The organism is Kribbella aluminosa, assembly GCF_017876295.1.
In the GTDB taxonomy this organism is placed as follows: Bacteria; Actinomycetota; Actinomycetes; order Propionibacteriales; family Kribbellaceae; genus Kribbella; species Kribbella aluminosa.
On record NZ_JAGINT010000002.1, the window covers coordinates 2,493,635 to 2,510,836 of the forward strand.

Genomic DNA, 17,202 nt, shown 5'->3' on the forward strand with positions numbered 1-17,202 from the left:
CAGTCTGCCTGAGGCCTTCTCATCGGGAAACATCGGTGGTAAACATCTCAGAAATCGATTTCCCATCACGAAGGACCCGCCCATGCTCCGTCGTGTCATCGCTCTGGCCGCCTGTGTGCTCCTGGCACTGCCCACCACCGCGTCAGCCAATCCACCCGGGAACGACAACGGTCCGGTCGGTTGGGACGTGTACCGGAATCTGGACCGGTTGCCCGAGCTGCAAACCGGAGTCCGCACCAAACAGTTCTCCAGCTTCGGCCGCGACGGGACCAACAACGACGGCTTCGACGGCACCTACTCCTGCCTCCGTACGACGGACGCGGGGTGCGTCATCGCCGAGGCCAGCGGCGCCGGGGAGATCGCGTCGATCTGGTTCACCCGCGACGGGGGCAACGTGACCAAGACCGGCACGATCACGGTCGAGCTCGACGGCAAGCAGGTGCTGCACGGGTCGCTGCAGGACATCGTCGACGGCAAGCTCGGCGCCCCGTTCAGCTACCCGCTGGTCGCGAACGGCGTGCAGAGCAGCGGCGGCGTCTACCTCCGGGTGCCGATGCCGTACCGGTCCTCGATGCGGATCACCACCCAGAACAACCCGCTCTTCTACCACGTCGACTACCGCCAGTTCCCGGACGCGAACGGCGTACGGACGTTCGACCCGACGGACAAGGCCGAGGACGTCCTGGCGATGCTCAACGCCGCGGGCACCAAGGACCCCAAGCCGGCGAAGCCGAACGCCACTACGACCGCCACGCCGCTGAACCTTGCCCCGGGCAAGCAAGTCACGCTGGCGGACACCCGCGGACCCGGCGAGCTGAGTGCGCTCAGGCTGAAGCTGCCCGACATCGTCGGTCTGGACCTGAAGAGCCTCGCGGACGACGGCCGCGCGTTCCTCGGCGGCAGCACGTTCACGCTGAAGATCGACCCGGCGAACACGGGCGTGAAGCTGACCCGCCGGATGGACCTCCGGATCGGCAACCAGCGGGCCAAGATCCTCGTCGACGGCGCACCGGCCGGTGAGTGGGCGCCGCTCAAGGCGCAGGGCGCGCAGTGGTACGACCAGTCCGTCGACCTGCCGGCCGCCCTGACCGCGGGCAAGTCGCAGATCACGATCACCAACCAGTTCGTCTCGTCCGACCTGGACTTCAACGAGTTCGCGTACTGGGTCGACTCCACGGCAGGGCGCACCGACACCCTCGACGTCGGCCCGAACCACGTCGCCGACGAGCAGGCCCACGGGTACTCGATCAGCAAGCAGAACTGGAGCGGCGAGCACGCGATGACGTACGCCGCGACCGATGCCGACGCGGCCCGGGTGAAGCCGTCCGACACGCTGCTGGCCGGGGTCCGCGTCCAGGTGACGATCGACGGCCAGAAGCGCGTGGACGCGCCGCTCGGCGAGTTCTTCGGCTCCGGCCTCGGCGAGAACCCGGTGCACTCGCTCTTCTTCGCGATGGACCCCAACGGCTGGTACTCGTCCTGGTGGCCGATGCCGTACGTCGCCCGCGCGACGGTGACGCTGGTCAACCCGACGACGTACCCGCTGAAGGGCCAGGCCGAGGTGACGGCCGCTCGCGACGGGAGCAAGGCGGCCCAGCTGGCGACCGGGAAGATCGGGTACTTCACCGCGATCTCGAAGCGCGGCGAGACCACGCAGGGCAGCGACTGGACGTTCGCGGACGTGGCCGGGCGCGGGAAGTTCGTCGGCGTCTCGCAGACCATGGAGGGACTGCTTGCCGACGGCAACACCCGCGGGTACCTCGAGGGTGACGAGCGGGTGTACGCCGACGGCGAGCGGACGCCGGCCATCCACGGCACCGGGACCGAGGACTTCTACGAGTCCGGCTGGTACTTCAACGCCGGCACCTACTCGACCCCGTTCCACGGCAACTCCGCGCACGAGGTCCGCGCCGGCTTCTGCACCAACGAGTGCGACGGCGCCTGGCGACTGCACATCACCGACTCGGTCGCGTTCGAGAACCAGCTCCACTTCGGCATCGAACACGGCCCGCAGGACGACCACCCGGCGATCTACGGCTCGACGGCGTTCCTCTACAAGGCCGCCGGCTTCGGCGCCCGCGAGACCGACCGCATCGACGTCGGCTCCGCGACAAGCCGCCAGCAGCACGGCTACACCGACAACGGCATCCAGACCGACCTGACCTCCGTGTACGAAGGCGACCACGACGACATCACCCTCACCGACCAGGTCCGCACGACAACCCAACCGATCCACTTCCGCGTAGCCGTCGACCCGGCCAACCGGGGCGTGACCCTCCGCCGGACCAGCGATCAGAACACTCCCGGGCAATCGGTGCAGGTAGTTGTCAACGGCAAACAGTCGGGCACCTGGCTGCAACCCCTCGGCAACACCCACCAACGGTGGCTCGACGACAACTACCAACTGCCGGCAGCCCTCACCGCCGGTCGCGACCACCTCGACATCGAACTCCGGCCCACCGGCCCGGCGTGGACAGCTTCGTCGTACGTCGTCCAAACCCTCACCAGGCCGTACGAGGACCGCCGCGCGCCGGGTGCCGTCACCGGCCTCGCCGCCGACGGACGACCGGACAACGCGATCAACGTGGCGTGGTCGGACGTGGCTGACGACAGTGGGATCGCGTACTACAACGTCTATGGGACCAAGGCCGGCGGACCGGAGAAGCTGCTGGGGACGAGTCCGCTGCCCGGCTTCCTGCACCGAGGCCTAGGACTGGGAGAGACGTGGACGTATCGGGTTTCCGCGGTGGATCTTGCAGGGCATGTCGGGCCCAAGTCGGCGGGTGTGCAGGGGACCAGCGGGCGGACGTTGCGGATCGAAGGGGAGGCGATGTTGCCGCCGGTGTCGTCCACCGTTGCCGTTGATCCGCAAGGGAACTGTTGTGGGGTCAGCTGGTCCGGCGGTGCGCAGGCGTGGATCCACGGGGCGAAGGCCGGTGACCAGGCGGTGTTCGCCTTCGACGTCCCGACGACCGGCACGTACCAGTTGTCGACGGTACTGACGAAGGCCGCCGACTACGGGACCGTCGACGTACAGGTGGATGGCGGTACGGCGGTGTCGTTCGACGGATACCAGTCCTCGGGGGTGGGCACGCAGATCGTTGACCTGGGCACCGTTCAGCTCGGCGCCGGCACGCATCGGCTGAGCGTGACAGTTACCGGCAAGAACGCGGCAGCAATCGGCTACCTCGCCGGGGTCGACGTGGTCGATCTTAAGCTCGGCACGTGAACCCTTTGGAAGGACGCCGTACCGCGCTCGTCCTGATCGACCTGATGCCACGGATCGTCGCGTTGCCGACCGCGCCGTTGAGCGGTGCCGACGTACTGGAACGATCCGTGGCACTGGCCGCGGCGACCCGCACGACCGGCGGGCTGGTGGTGAACGTCCGGGTGGAACGCCCGGGCGTCGAGGTCCAGCCCGACGGCAGTGGTTTCGCGCCCGGGGCCGAGTCGCAGCCCGGTGACCTGGAGATCGTGAAACGCACGATCGGCGCCTTCGGCCGTACGCCGCTCGACGCCGAGCTGCAGTCCCGCGGCATCGCGAACGTCGTACTGGCCGGGATCGCCACCAACTTCGGCGTCGAGTCGACCGGCCGCGCCGCCTCCGACCTCGGCTACGAGACCTTCTTCCTCACCGACGCGATGACAGGCCTCGACGGCGACGCGCACACCTTCGCCACGACGTACGTGTTCCCCCGGCTGGGCACGACCTGCGACACCGCGGAATACCTGCAGGCGTTGACCGGATAAGCCCGGATCCGTGGACGCAGCGCCGGTCCGGCACCCGTGGCCACCCTGGGCGGCCGAATCGCCGCAATCCAAGGGGTTGACCTCTCACATTGTTCCTTCGCCCACCGCATGCCAGGGGCGAAGGAACAACGTCAGAGGCCAACCCCTGAGATGATGCCCACCGGACCACTCACTTCACCGCCAAGGTCCTACCGTCCACGGGTTCAGGATAAGGTCGGGCAATGGGGTCGTTCGAGGTGCTGCTGGACGACGAGCGGACGCAGCTCGACGCGTTCGTCGAGGAGCATCGCAGCGCTATCGAGGCGACCCTCGACGGGCTGACCGAGGAGCAGGTCCGCCGTCGGCTCGTCCCGTCGGCAACCACCTTGCTCGGGCTGCTCAAGCACCTCACGTGGATGCAGCGGGTGTGGTTCGAGGAGTGTCTGGGCGGTAAGTCCCGCCGGGAGCTCGGGCTGGTACAGACGCCGAACGACTCGTTCCAGCTCACCGACGACGACACGATCGCGTCGGTCACGGCCGCCCATCGGAAAGCGTGCGCGACCGCCAGGTCGGCGGTCGCCGACCTGGCGCTGGACGCGGTCGTGACCGGGCATCCGAGGGGACCGCGCACGCTGCGCTGGGTCTACCTCCAGGTCCTGCGCGAGCTGGCCCAGCACCGCGGCCACGCCGACATCCTGCGCGAACAAGTGCTAGCCGAATAGTGCGCGGTTCTCCTGCGTCCAGGTCTGGAGCGTGCGGGCCGGGTGGCCTGTCGCGTCGGTGACCGTGGTGTTCACCGAGGTCTCGTCGACGGTCCCGTCGCCGAAGAACGACTCGATGGCGGCGGCGTACGGCTCGGGCATGGTGGTGTGCAGCTCGGCGTGGGTCTCCGCGCGGCTCATCGGGTACGCCGTCAGCGGCCGGCCGAGGGTTTCCGCGAGGACCGCGACCTGCTCCACCGGCGTCAGCGCGACCGGCCCGGTGAGCCGCAGTACCTCGGAATCGTGAGCGCCCTGCAGCGCCCGGACCGCGATGTCCCCGATGTCGCGCGGGTGGATCGTCGACACCGGCACCTCGGGGAACTGCACGCGGACCTCGTCGCCCGCCCGGAGCTGGTCGCGCCAGCGCAACGTGTTCGACATGAAGGAGTTCGGCCGCAGAAAGGTCCACTCCACGTCGGCCGCCCGGACCGCCTGCTCGGTGGCGTGGTGGTACGCGGCGACCGCGTTCGTCAGCTCGCCGTCCAGCGAGCTGCTCGACAGTACGACGACCTTCCGCACGCCGGCGCGCACCGCGTTCGCCAGTAATTCGTCGAGCCGTTCGTAACCGCTGAGCAGGAAAATCCCGCTGACCCCGGGTAATGCGCCGACGAAGGTTTCCGGCCGATTGAGGTCGCCGTACACCGGCTCGATCCCGGCCGGCAGGTCTGTCGCGGTCCGGACCAAGGCCCGGCCGGGGACGCCTTGCTCCGCGAGTGATTGCACGACCGCGCCGCCGGCGTTTCCGGTCGCGCCCGTAATCAGGATCGTCATTGCTCAACCCTGGCACAAAAGCGGGACCCGGAATAGCAGGAATCTTTTGTCCGTACATTACAGCGAAATGTCGGTTCGTCATCGATCGTGTTCATGTTCCGCTTCGGCCTAGTTCACTACGCGTTGTCCGCATCTGGTGACGCTCCATATCGACTGCGCTGGGGGAGAGGTTGGAGGAGGGCTGGTGGGGGTGCGGATGCAGTTCCTGGAGGACCCGCGAGGCGGTGACCGGATCTGGCGGCTGCTCTCCGGGAACAACCGCCCGTTGGCGATGGGCCGCGGTGACCGGCGGTCCCCGCTGGACGTGCTGGCCGCCGTCCGTCACCTCGCGCGGGAGGCCGAGCCGACGCTGCGCCGCGCCGCGGACGGCCGCTGGCGATGGGAGCTGACCACCGACGACGGGCGGTGCCGTGGCACCAACCCGTCGCGCGAGGACTGCTGGGTGCAGTTCATCCCCGGTACCTGGGCGACGTTCGGTGCCGACGGCAACGGTGACGGGATCCGCGATCCGCACAACGTCTTCGATGCGGCGCGGGCGACCGGGGACTACCTGTGCCAGGTCGGCGCCGACCTGAGCAATCCGCAACAGCTGGTGCAGGCCGTACTGCGGTACAACCACTCGATGGACTACGTCTCCATGGTGCTCCGCTGGATGCAGTCGTGCAGCCGCCAGACCGTCGCGATCCCCGACTCCCACGACCACATCCCCGACGCCGGCAACACCGGCAACACCCACACCACCGACGACAAGTCCCACCGCACCACCCCACCACCGCCCCCAGGCATCACCCCCACACCATCACCCACCGCGGTCCCCACCGCCCCACCGTCGGCCATCATCCCGACCCCCACCCAACACCCCGTCCGTCCCACCACCCCAACCTCCACCAGACCCCCGTACATCCCCCCGCCAACAACCCACCCCACCCCACCCCCGCCCACAACCCTCGAAAACACCCCAACCCCCACCCCCGACCCAACCACCCCACCCGACACCCCAACCCCCGAGACGACACCCTCAATCACCCCACCCGACACCTCCACCTCGACCACGCCGTAGAACCCAGGGACGCGAACCACCCGGCACCTCGACGTCGAGCACGTCGTAGAACCCCGTGACGCGCGAACCACCCGGCGCCTCGACGTCGGGCACGTTGTAGAACCCCGTGGCGCGAACCACCCGGCATCTCGACGTCGGGCACGTTGTAGAACCCCGTGGCGCGAACCACCCGGTACCTCGACGTCGGGCACGTTGTAGAACCCCGTGACGCGAACCACCCGGCATCTCGACGTCGGGCGCGTCGTAGAACCGTGACGCGCCAACCACCGCGTCGGCCGACCGCTCCACGATCCCGACGACAGACTGCTGCCCCACAAGCGCGGCGCTGGGCGGCCACCCGCGACTGCGGCGTCGGATGACTGCCCCACGAGGGGTCGCTGGACTGTCGCTGCGCCCGCGACGGCGGATGGCTGTCCCACGAGGACGCGCCGGACGGTCGCCCCTGCGGCTGCGCCCGCGACGGCGGATGACTGTCCGACGAGGAGGCGCCGGACGGTCGCCCCTGCGACCGCCGTGGCGGGTGGTCGTCCCGCGACCCGCGGCGGCGCGTGGTTGTGGTGACCGAGGTGGCGGGTGGCTGGCCCACGCGGGGGCGTTGGACGGTCGCGCTGCGATCGCGGCGGGAGGTTTGTGGTGCGGTGGCGGGGCGGGTGGTTGGCCAGTGAGCTTGGGCGGGTGGTTGTCGTGTGGCGGGTGGTTGTGCTTGTGATCGGCGAGTGCGTGGGTCAGGCGGCGGGTCGGGCGTCGGACCGCCGGCACTGACCAACCACAGGGTTGGGCGGGCCTCCTGCGATCGCCAGGCGGGTGGGTCTGGTGGGGCGGCCGGTTGGTGAGTGTTGGAGGTCCGCGGTGTGGTGCTGATCGGGGGTGGCATCGGGTGGGGTGTCAGCTGAGCTCAGGTCCCGAGGATGGTCGGCCGTTCAGGCAGCTGGGGTGTGCCGGGCGGCCGACCGTGGATGGTCGGCCGTTGAGACGGCTGGGGCCGGCCGGCCGTGGATGGTCGGTCGTTGAGGCAGCTGAGGTGTGCCGAACTGGCCGTGAGTTCAGGGGTTCACCTCTCGCGTTGTCCGTTCAGCCCCTGCATGCCGGTGGTGAAGGGGCTATGTGAGGGGTGAACCTCGCAAGGGGGATGCGCCGCCTGCCGTCGGTGGGGTCGGGGTTGCTCGGTGCCAGGTTCGGGGGCCGGATTTGAGGATGACCGGGAGGTCGACCTCGGTGGCTGGGTTGTGCTGGCGGATGCCGTTGAGGGTTACCGCGCCCTGACGGAGGAGGCGGCGGAGGTCGGAGTTGCTCGCGTTCGGGTGGGCCGCCCGGAGGAGGTCGAGGACCGTTGGGTGGGCCAACGCAACGGTGAGCTCCGGCATGTCCGCCGGCTCCGTGCGGTCGGTGAACGTACGGCGGAACGCGTCGAGCTCGGCCTTCGCGACGCCCGCGCCGTGGTACCGGGTGACGACCGCCGCCGCGAGCCGGAGCTTGGCGTCCCGCGCCGCCGGCCCCGACGCGTCCGCGAGCGCGGCAACCGTCTCCGGTGGCAGCTCGGTGTACACCCGGGCGTAAGCCTCCACCAGCTCGTCCGGAATGCTCATCAGCTTCCCGAACTTGTCCCGCGGGCTGTCGGTCAGCCCGATGTAGTTGTTCAGCGACTTCGACTGCTTGGCGCGACCATCGATCCCGGGCGTGATCGGCGTGGTGATCACGACCTGCGGCGGCGCCCCCAGCCGCTGCTGGAAGTGCCGGCCGAGCTGCTCGTTGAACAGCTGGTCCGACCCGACGATCGTCAGGTCGCTCTCCATCGCGAAGCTGTCGTACCCCTGCAGCACCGGGTACACCAGCTCGTGCACCGCGATCTCCCGCCCCGCGGCGACCCGGTCCCGGAACATGTCCCGCGCCATCAACTGCGCATGCGTGACCTGCGCGAACAACCCGAGCAGCTCCGCCACCGGCATCGCGTCGTACCACTCGGAGTTCCGCCGTACCTCGAACACCGACGGGTCAGTCCGCAGTACCAGCGAGACCTGTTCGAGGAACGATGCGGCGTTCGCGTCGATCTGCGCGGGGGTGAGGACCGGGCGGGTCTCGGAGCGCCCGGTCGGGTCGCCGACGCGCGTGGTGAGATCGCCGAGCAGGAACACCACCCGGTGCCCGAGGTCCTGCAGTTGGCGCATCATCCACAGGTTGACCGCGTGCCCGAGGTGCAGGTCGGGCGCGGTGCAGTCCACGCCGTACTTGATCCGCAGCGGCCGTCCGGAGTCCAGGCGTTCGCGCAGGTCGTCCGCACCGACGATCAGGTCGGTGGTACGTCGTAACCGGTCGATCACAGCGTTCATCAAGGGGTTCCTCTCAGGGCGAGGCACCCGTGCCACCAGTGCCTCCGGCAAACGGAACGAGGCAGGAACCGGACGGTTCCTGCCTCGGAGGCTCTGGGTGGTGCAGACTGCAGGGACTACCGAACGTCGGCCCCTCCCAGAGCCGGTCGATAGATCACACAGTGCTTGGTCACACGGTGAGGCTAGCAGGCACCCAGCCACAGCCGGAACCGGATTAGGCTCGACCACGTGATCGACGAGCGGGTGGTACTGGTGGACGACGGCGGGCGCGCGATCGGGACCGAGGCGAAGGCAACAGTCCATCACGCGGCGACGCCGCTGCACCTGGCGTTCTCCAGCTACGTCGTCGACGCGGACGGGCGGGTGCTGCTCACCCGGCGCGCACTGCACAAACCGACCTGGCCGGGCGCCTGGACGAACAGTTGCTGCGGGCACCCACTGCCGGGGGAGCCGGTCGCGGACGCGGTCCGCCGGCGGCTCGCCGACGAGCTAGGCATCGTGGTGGACACGGTCGACCTGGTGCTGCCGGAGTTCCGGTACCGCGCCGAGATGCCGAACGGCATGGTCGAGAACGAGATCTGCCCGGTGTACCGAGCGCGGTGGACCGGTGACCCGACGCCGAACCCGGCCGAGGTCGCCGACTACCGCTGGTCCTCATGGCGAGCGGTCCGCAGCATCCCCGACCTCTCGCCCTGGTGCCTCCTGCAACTCGGCGAACTCCCCACCGAGCCGGCCGACTGGCCGATCGCGGACCCGTCCCGGCTACCAGCCGCCGCCCAGATCTGACTCCAGCAGATCACCGTGTACGGCGACCGCCGCGGTGCTGGCGTGCCCCGCCGCCCCGATCGCGAGCAACGCCGGCGCGGCCGTCGTACCGACCGCGTACACCCCGGGCACAGTGGTCCGTCCGCCTTCGTCGACCACGACCGCACCGTCGGCGACCTGGCACCCGAGCCGCTCGGCCAGATCGCTCTGCTGATGCTGCCGCACCACCACGAACACGCGCCGCGCGGCCAGCGATTCCCCGTTGACCAGCCGCACCCCTGACCCGACCTCGGCCACGCGCTCGGTGCGCACCTTGACTCCGGCGGCCGCCAACCGATCCAGGTGCGTCCCGCTGAGTGCATCGCCGTCCGTGCACAGCACCACGTCGTCACTCCAGCGACTCAGCAGCAAGGCCCGCGCCACCGACCGATCCGGCGCACCGCGCATCCCCAGCTGCACCAGCGGCTGATCCCGTACCTCCCACCCATGGCAGTGCGGACACGCCACAACGGACTGCCCCCACCCATCGGCCACCCCGGGGACGTCGGGCAGCTCGTCCCACAACCCGGTCGCCAATACGACGACCCGCACCTGCCGCCCGTCGACCACGAACCCGTCGTCGTCCGGCGTCACCTCCTCGACGCGACCGTCCCGTACCTCCACGCCGTACGTCGCCAACTGCCGCCGTCCGATCGCGAGCAGCTCAGCGGGCGCGACGTCGACGGCGCCGAGGTAGTTGTGCACGTGCGACGCCGTCCGGTTCCGGGCCTGCCCGTCGTCGAACAGCACCACCTGCCGCCGCGCCCGCCCCAACGTCAACGCAGCCTGCAGCCCCGCGACACTTCCACCGATGACCGCAACATCCATGTTGCCATCATACGAGACCGCAAGTCTCACATAATGGAACCAAGCAGATCTGGACCAGCCCAGGTGCGTCGCGAGGTCTCCGCCTCCCGGATCAGCGAGACCAGCTTGGCGTTCACCGGCGCGGTCCGGCCGAGGGACGCGGCGAGCCGGACGACCTCGCCGTTCAGGTAGTCGATCTCGGTCGGGCGGCCTGCCTCCAGGTCCTCCCACATCGACGTCCGGGCCAGCGGATCGACGGCCAGCACCTTGCTCGCGAGGCGCCGGAACAGGAAGTCCGGCAGCCGTAGTACGGCGGGGAAGCGCTGCATCGGTACGGCGAGGAGCTGCGCCGGCCGGATCCCGGCCGCGGCGAGCAGCTCCAGCGCCTCGGCCTGCGCGGCCGCCAGACAGCGGCGGTACGCGCGCTGCGAGAGCTCGTCGCGCAGCGGCAGGTTCGACAGGGCGTTGATCGGGTTGTTCAGGTTCAGCAGGAGCTTCGACCACTGGACCGGCAGGACGTCGTCATGCTGGGTGAGCGGCAGGCCCGCACGCTCGAAGGCCTCCGCGTACGGCGCCAGTGCCGGATCCCGTTGTACGTCGAGCTTTCCCTCGGTGCCCTGGTGGAACACGCCGCCGCCGCGATTGAGCACGTTGAACGGCACCATCCCGGCCACCACGACCTGGGACGGCAGTCGCGACCGCAGGACCTCGGCGTTCCGTACGCCGTTCTGGAAGCTCACCACCACCGCGTCCGGCGGCAGCACCTCGGCCAGCTCGTCAGCTGCCTGTGAGGTCGCCGCCGACTTCACCGTCACCAGCACGAGGTCGGCGCCCGCGGCACCGGCGGGCGTGGTCTCGAACCGGACGTCGGCAACCTGCAGGTCGGCGCCCAGGTAGTCGGTCAGCCGCAACCCGTGCGCCGCCACCTCGTCCGCCGTCCGCGGCCGGCCGACGAACGTCACCGGCGTCCCCGTCGCCGCGAGCCGTCCGCCGACGTAGCAGCCGATCCCGCCGGCACCATAGACAGCGATCATGAGGGACAACGTACCGAAGAACGGGCAGTACCCCGCAGTGAATCGTTTCGATCCGTTCCGGCGGATCGAAACGGCCTACTACTGCCCGTCCTTCGGTACAGCCGGTCAGTGCAGCCGCACCCGCGGATCCAGTACGGCGTACCCGATGTCGACCAGGATGTTCGCGACGACGACCGCGGCGGAGGCGAACAGGACGATGCCGATGATCACCGGCAGGTCCTGCTGGTTGATCGCGACCACCGCGGTCTGCCCCAGCCCCGGGAGGCTGAACACGGTCTCGGTGACGACCACGCCGCCGACCAGCTGCCCGAGGTCGATACCGAACTGCGTGACCACCGGCGTCAGCGCACTGCGCAGACCGTGCCGGACGATCACCCGGCTTTCCCGGATTCCTTTCGAGCGGGCAGTCCGGATGTAGTCCTCGCCGAGCACGTCCAGCATCGATGCCCGGGTCAACCGGGTATACGTTGCCGCCAGCAACAGTGCGAGCGCGATCCAGGGCAGGAACAGATGCTGGAACCACGCCCCGGCACCGCTGGTCAGCGGCGAGTACCCACCGGCCGGGAACCAGCGGAAACCGGCCAGCGTGAGGCGGAAGTACAGGAAGTACAACAGCAGCAGGCCGAGCAGGAACGACGGGAACGAGTAGAAGAACAGCGAGAACAGCGTCAGCCCGCGGTCCGCCAGCGACCGTGGATGGATCGCCGAGATGACCCCGTTGAAGACGCCCAGCAGCAACCAGAGCACGGACGCGCCGAGCGCCAGCGAGATCGTCACCGGCAGCGCCTGCCCGATGATCGTGGTCACCGGCACCTGGTGGTAGTAGTCGTACCCGAGGTTCCCCTTCGCCGCGTTGCCGAGGAAGTGCAGGTACTGCTGCCAGACCGGCAGGTCCAGGCCAAGCCGGTGCTTGATCAGCGCGATCGTCTCCGGCGTCCCCTGCCGGCCGGCGAGCGTCTGCGCGACGTTGCTCGGTGCAACGAAGAACAGGGCGAACACCGCGATGCTGATCAGCCACAGGACCAGGAGTCCGTGGCCGATCCGTCGTACCAGGAACATCGCCATGATCAGCTCCGATCCCCGCGGGGGTCGAACGCGTCCCGGACCCCGTCACCGAAGAGGTTGAAGGCGAGCGTGGTGACCAGCAGCGCCAGACCGGGGAACATGATGAACCACCACGCGGTCGTGTAGTAGTTCTGCGACGCGCTGATCATCCCGCCCCAGTCGGCCGTCGGCGGGGCGAGACCGAGCCCGAGGAAGGACAGCGTCGCCTGCGTGACGATGACGACCGGGATCAGCAGCGTGCTGTACACGATCACCGGTGCGATCACGTTCGGCAGTACGTCGACGTACATGATCCGGGCGTCGCCCGCCCCGAGCGATCGGGCCGCCTCGACGTACTCGCGTTCCCGGATCGACAACACCTGACCGCGGACGATCCGGGCCACCGAGGCCCAGCTGAAGAAGCCGATCACCAGCACCGTCACCGTCAGGCTCGGGCCGGTCACGGACACCAGCGCGATCGCGACCAGCAGGAACGGTACCGACAGCACCACGTCGATCAGCCGCGCCAGAATCGTGTCGGTGATCCCCCCGAGGAACCCCGCCGCGAGTCCTAGCACGACACCGATCGCGACCGTGATCGCGGTCGCGATCACACCGACCAGCAGTGAGATGCGGGCACCGTAGGCGATCCGCACCAGGATGTCCCGGCCGAGGTCGTCGGTGCCGAGCCAGAACGTGCCGTTCGGCCCGCGCGGCAACCCGTCCGGGGTGAGCCCGATGGAGCGGTACTGCTCGTTCGGCGGATGCCCGGTGATCGCCGCGAACAGCGGCGCCAGGAGCGCCATCAGCACGATGAGCACGATCACGACCAGCGAGATCATTGCCACCTTGTCCTTGCGCAGCCGCCGCATCGCGAGCGCGAACGGGCTGCGGCCTTCGATGACCTTCGGCTCATCGACGACATCGACCAACTCGAGGGCAGTACTCATGAAACCTTCAAGTCAGGGACAGCGGTGGACAGGTCCTCGCCCACCGTCAACGGGTAGAAACATGCGGTCCGGTGGCCGGGCGCATCGCCCAGCACCGGCTCCAGCGGTGGTTCGTCGGCCGCGCAGTCCAGCCGGGCCTTCGGGCACCGCGTGTGGAACCTGCACCCCTCCGGCGGGTTCGTCGCGGCCGGGATGTCGCCACCGAGGATGATCTGTTCGCGGCTGTCGGCGGTGTCCGGGTCGGCCACCGGCAACGCCGACAGCAACGCCCTGGTGTACGGGTGCCGGGTCTGCCCGAACAGCTCGCCGGTCGGCGCCAGCTCGACGATCTTGCCCAGGTACATCACCGCGATCCGGTCGCTCACGTGCCGGATCACGGACAGGTCGTGCGAGATGAACACGTAGGTCAGGTCGAACTCCTTCTGCAGGTCGGAGAGCAGGTTGATGATCTGCGCCTGGATCGACACGTCCAGCGCCGACACCGGCTCGTCGCAGATCACGAGTTTGGGCCGTAGCGCGAGTGCACGGGCGACCCCGATCCGTTGCCGCTGGCCACCGGAGAACTCGGCCGGGAACCGGTTGTAGTGCTCGGGGTTCAACCCGACCAGCTCCATCAGTTCCTGGACCTTCTTCTTCCGTTCGTTGCCGGAAGCAATCTTGTGGATGGCGAACGGGTCGCCGATGATCGACCCGACCCGGCGGCGCGGGTTCAGCGATCCGTACGGGTCCTGGAAGATCACCTGCACGTCGCGGCGCAACGGCTGCATCGCCTTCCGGGACAGCTTGGTGATCTCCTTGCCCTCGAACCACACCTTGCCCGACGTCACGTCGTACAGGTGCGCCATGCACCGCGCCAGCGTGGACTTCCCGCAGCCGGTCTCGCCGACCAGTCCGAGGGTCTCGCCCCGGTGCACCTCGAGCGAGACGCCGGCGACGGCCTGGACCACCTCCTTCGAGTGGGTCGGGAAGTCCTTCCGGACGTCGTCCACCTTGAGCAGTACTTCGTCGTTCACGACGCCACCGCCTCGTCCGCCTGGTGGGGGAGCCAGCAGGCCGACTGGTGCCGGGGATCGCCGCCCACGTTGAGCAGCGGTGGCGTCTCCGAGCACTTGTCGAACACGTGCGAGCAGCGGGTCGCGAACGGGCAGCCCTTCGGCAGGTTGATCAGGCTCGGCGGAGTGCCCGGGATCGGTGTCAGCCGGTCCTCGCTGCGCGCCGGCAGCGAGGCGAGCAGGCCCTGGGTGTAGGGGTGGTGGTTGCGGTAGAAGATGTCCCGGCGCGGTGCGCGCTCCATCACGGCACCGGCGTACATCACGACCACCTCGTCGGCCATCTCGGCCACCACGCCGAGGTCGTGGGTGATCAGGATGATCGCGGTACCGAATTGCTCCTGCAGGCGGCGCATCACGTTCAGCACCTGGGCCTGGACGGTCACGTCGAGCGCGGTGGTCGGCTCGTCCGCGATCAGCAGCGCCGGGTCGAGCGCCATCGCCATCGCGATCATCACCCGTTGCCGCATCCCGCCGGAGAACTGGTGCGGGTAGTCGTCGATCCGGTCCGCCGCCCGCGGGATGCCGACCAGCGTGAGCAGCTCGGCGGCCCGTTTCCGGGCCGCCTGCTTGCTGATCTCCAGGTCGTGCGCCCGGATCATCTCGACGATCTGCCAGCCGACCCGGTACTGCGGGTGCAGGCTGGACAGCGGATCCTGGAAGATCATCCCGATCTGCGCACCGCGCAGCCGGCGCAGCGTGCGTTCGTCGGCGGTGATCAGGTCGGTGCCGTCGAAGTACGCCGTACCGGACACCTTCGCGCCTCGGGTGAGGCCGGTGATGGTCTGGGTGGAGACGCTCTTCCCGGATCCGGACTCACCCACCACGGCGAGGGTCTGGCCGGCTTCCACGTCGTACGACAGCCCCCGAACGGCACGGACGGTGCCGTCCGGGGTGTCGAAGGAGACCTTGAGGTCCCTTACTTCGAGTAGAGCCATGGGGTCAGCCCTGCTTGTCCTTGTCGATCCACACGTTGGTCGGGTCGAAGTTCTGGATCGCGGGGACGTAGTTGGCGTTGTGCACCTGCGCCGCGTGGTAGTTCGGGTTCTTCGGGTTGGTCAGCGGGAAGAACGGCGCGTCGGCCATCACCTGTGCGTCGGCCTTCGCCCACAGCGTCGACGCCTGGTCCTCGGTCGGAGCCTTGATGGCCTGGTCGATCAGCGCGTTGGTCGCGGAGCTGGTGTACAGCCCGAAGTTGCTGCCGATCGGCGGGTACGACGGCTCGCCGGAGAACAGCGGGTTGAAGAACGACAGGGCCGCGTTGCCGTACCAGTCAGCACCCCAGCCGGCCAGCGACAGGTCCCAGACGCCACGGCGTGCGACGCTCGGCACCTGCAGGTACTTGACGTAGAAGTCCGCGTTCGGCGACGGTACGCCGGTCACCGTGATGCCGGCCTTCGACAGGTCCTGCTGGACCGTCTGGAAGGCCTTGCTGCTGCCCTCGGAGGCGTTCCGGTACAGGAACTTCAGCGTCAGGTGCGGGAATCCCGCCTCGGCCAGCAGTTGCTTGGCCTTGTCGACGTTGTACGGGTACGGGTCGTTCGGCTTCGAGCCGACGATGTTGTCCGGCAGCACCTGGGTCAGCGGCGGGTTGATGGTCGGTCCGCCGAGTACCTGCAGGACGTTGGAACGGTTGATCGCGTAGCTGATCGCCTGCCGCACCTTCACGTTCGCGAGCGCCTTGTTGTTGTTCGGCGACGCGGTGTTGTAGACGACGTACGGGTTGCTGGACGCGGTCGGGCCCAGGTTCAGGTTCGGGTCCTTCTTGGCGATCAGGGCCGGCAGCTGCGACGGCGGCGGCCCGGCGTCGAACTCCATGTCGGCGGTCGGGGTGCCGGTCTGCAGCTGTTGCTGGATCGAGTCCTGGCTGACCGTCTCGTTCACGACGATCTTGTCGACGTACGCCTTGCGGACCGGGTCGGAGGCGGCGTCCCAGGCGGAGTTGCGGGAGTACGTGATCGACTTGGTCGGAACCCACGAGTCGACCTTGTACGGGCCGTCGGACGGGAAGTGGTTGCCGAGCTCGGTGCTGGCCGGCAGGTACTTGAGTGCCTCGACCGGCGCCGGCGAGAAGGCCGACAGCGTCAGCATGTCGACGAAATACGTGGCCGGCTGGGTCAGGTGGAAGACGACCGTGGTGTCGTCCTTCGCGACCACGCCCGGCAGCGGCGTCTTGTCGATGTACTCCTGGATCCCGGCGACCGTCTTCGGCGCCTTCGCGAAACCGTCCGCGAACGCCTTGTACCCGACGATCAGGTTCGCGAAGTCCGGGATGCCGCCGAACGGCTGCTGCGGGTTCGCGGTCCGCTTGACGCCGCGGACCAGGTCGGCCGCGGTCACCTGCCGGGCCGGGGTGGTGTCCCACTTGGCGCCCGGGCGGAGCTTGATCGTGTAGGTGAGGCCGTCGGCGCTGAGCCCGCCGTTCGCGGCGGTCGGGATGTCCGTGGCCAGGTCGGCCACCGGCTTGGTGTTGTCACTACCGGGATCGGCCGGATAGGTGAACAGCTGGCGGCTCCACATCCGCAGGTTCAGGTAGCCGATCGAGTAGTAGCTCACGTTGGGATCCATGTAGTCGACGTCGCCCGTCCCGAGCATGTTCAGGGTGCCGCCGGTGACCGGGGTGCCGGCTGTGCTGGATCCGGACGGTGTGTTCCCGCCATTGCTGCAAGCCGCGAGCATGATGCCCGTCACGGCGGCAAGGGTGATTGCCGCCAGCCGTCTTCTGGCCATTGGTCCTCCTCCAGGACTCGGTACGGCCGAAGCTAGAACTTCCGGGCGCAGCCGGAACCGCGGTCACCGAACCGTCAACCAGATGTCACCCGGCACCCGCCCGAAGATGTCGGATTCATGACAACTGTTACCGGCG

At 68.7% G+C, this 17,202-nt stretch carries 14 protein-coding genes; 5 read left to right on the plus strand and 9 right to left on the minus strand.

The genetic code is table 11. From position 1 onward, the window contains the following. Positions 1-82: 82 nt before the first annotated feature. The 3 genes from JOF29_RS33220 (at position 83) to JOF29_RS33230 (ending at position 4,451) form a co-directional block, all read left to right on the plus strand. Positions 83-3,229, plus strand: a complete 3,147-nt coding sequence (locus JOF29_RS33220; RefSeq protein ID WP_209698326.1) for a DUF2961 domain-containing protein — start codon at positions 83-85, stop codon at positions 3,227-3,229. Further along, positions 3,226-3,750 (plus strand): isochorismatase family protein, encoded by a 525-nt coding sequence (locus JOF29_RS33225; protein WP_307863815.1) that lies wholly within the window; start codon positions 3,226-3,228, stop codon positions 3,748-3,750. Before JOF29_RS33220 ends, JOF29_RS33225 begins: the two co-directional genes overlap by 4 nt. Positions 3,751-3,971: 221 nt before the next feature. After that, the gene (locus JOF29_RS33230) at positions 3,972-4,451 is read left to right on the plus strand and encodes a DinB family protein (protein ID WP_209698327.1); all 480 of its coding nucleotides are present in this window, start codon (positions 3,972-3,974) and stop codon (positions 4,449-4,451) included. On the opposite strand, the gene JOF29_RS33235 is transcribed toward JOF29_RS33230, so the two are convergent. After that, a complete protein-coding gene (locus JOF29_RS33235; RefSeq protein WP_209698328.1) occupies positions 4,440-5,261 on the minus strand; it encodes an NmrA family NAD(P)-binding protein in 822 nt (273 codons plus the stop codon). The two genes, JOF29_RS33230 and JOF29_RS33235, sit on opposite strands and share 12 nt — an antisense overlap. A 184-nt stretch (positions 5,262-5,445) precedes the next feature. Here JOF29_RS33235 and JOF29_RS33240 point away from each other — a divergent pair, with 184 nt between their 5' ends. Beyond that, positions 5,446-6,321 carry a lytic transglycosylase domain-containing protein gene (locus tag JOF29_RS33240; protein WP_209698329.1) on the plus strand — a complete coding sequence of 292 codons (876 nt, stop codon included), beginning with the start codon at positions 5,446-5,448 and terminating at the stop codon, positions 6,319-6,321. Positions 6,322-7,421: 1,100 nt separating this feature from the next. Here the strand turns inward: JOF29_RS33240 and tyrS are convergent. Next, positions 7,422-8,648, minus strand: coding sequence for a tyrosine--tRNA ligase (gene tyrS / locus JOF29_RS33245; RefSeq protein WP_209698330.1), 1,227 nt, complete (start codon positions 8,646-8,648; stop codon positions 7,422-7,424). Positions 8,649-8,876: 228 nt separating this feature from the next. Here tyrS and idi point away from each other — a divergent pair, with 228 nt between their 5' ends. Continuing rightward, a complete protein-coding gene (gene idi, locus JOF29_RS33250; RefSeq protein WP_209698331.1) occupies positions 8,877-9,434 on the plus strand; it encodes an isopentenyl-diphosphate Delta-isomerase in 558 nt (185 codons plus the stop codon). Here the strand turns inward: idi and JOF29_RS33255 are convergent. The 7 genes from JOF29_RS33255 to JOF29_RS33285 form a co-directional block, all read right to left on the minus strand. Continuing rightward, on the minus strand, positions 9,411-10,280 hold the full coding sequence (locus tag JOF29_RS33255) for an NAD(P)/FAD-dependent oxidoreductase (protein ID WP_209698332.1): 870 nt from the start codon (positions 10,278-10,280) through the stop codon (positions 9,411-9,413). The two genes, idi and JOF29_RS33255, sit on opposite strands and share 24 nt — an antisense overlap. 26 nt (positions 10,281-10,306) lie before the next feature. Continuing rightward, entirely contained in the window at positions 10,307-11,293 is a 987-nt protein-coding gene (locus JOF29_RS33260) for a 2-dehydropantoate 2-reductase (protein ID WP_209698333.1), read from the minus strand. 105 nt (positions 11,294-11,398) lie between these two features. After that, entirely contained in the window at positions 11,399-12,358 is a 960-nt protein-coding gene (locus JOF29_RS33265; RefSeq protein ID WP_209698334.1) for an ABC transporter permease, read from the minus strand. A gap of 2 nt (positions 12,359-12,360) precedes the next feature. Then, entirely contained in the window at positions 12,361-13,287 is a 927-nt protein-coding gene (locus JOF29_RS33270; RefSeq protein WP_209698335.1) for an ABC transporter permease, read from the minus strand. Further along, positions 13,284-14,300 (minus strand): ABC transporter ATP-binding protein, encoded by a 1,017-nt coding sequence (locus tag JOF29_RS33275; RefSeq protein WP_307863816.1) that lies wholly within the window; start codon positions 14,298-14,300, stop codon positions 13,284-13,286. Before JOF29_RS33275 ends, JOF29_RS33270 begins: the two co-directional genes overlap by 4 nt. Further along, positions 14,297-15,274, minus strand: a complete 978-nt coding sequence (locus tag JOF29_RS33280) for an ABC transporter ATP-binding protein (RefSeq protein ID WP_209698336.1) — start codon at positions 15,272-15,274, stop codon at positions 14,297-14,299. Before JOF29_RS33280 ends, JOF29_RS33275 begins: the two co-directional genes overlap by 4 nt. 4 nt (positions 15,275-15,278) lie before the next feature. Then, complete coding sequence (locus JOF29_RS33285) at positions 15,279-17,066, minus strand: ABC transporter substrate-binding protein (RefSeq protein ID WP_209698337.1); 1,788 nt, start codon at positions 17,064-17,066, stop codon at positions 15,279-15,281. Positions 17,067-17,202 lie beyond the last annotated feature (136 nt).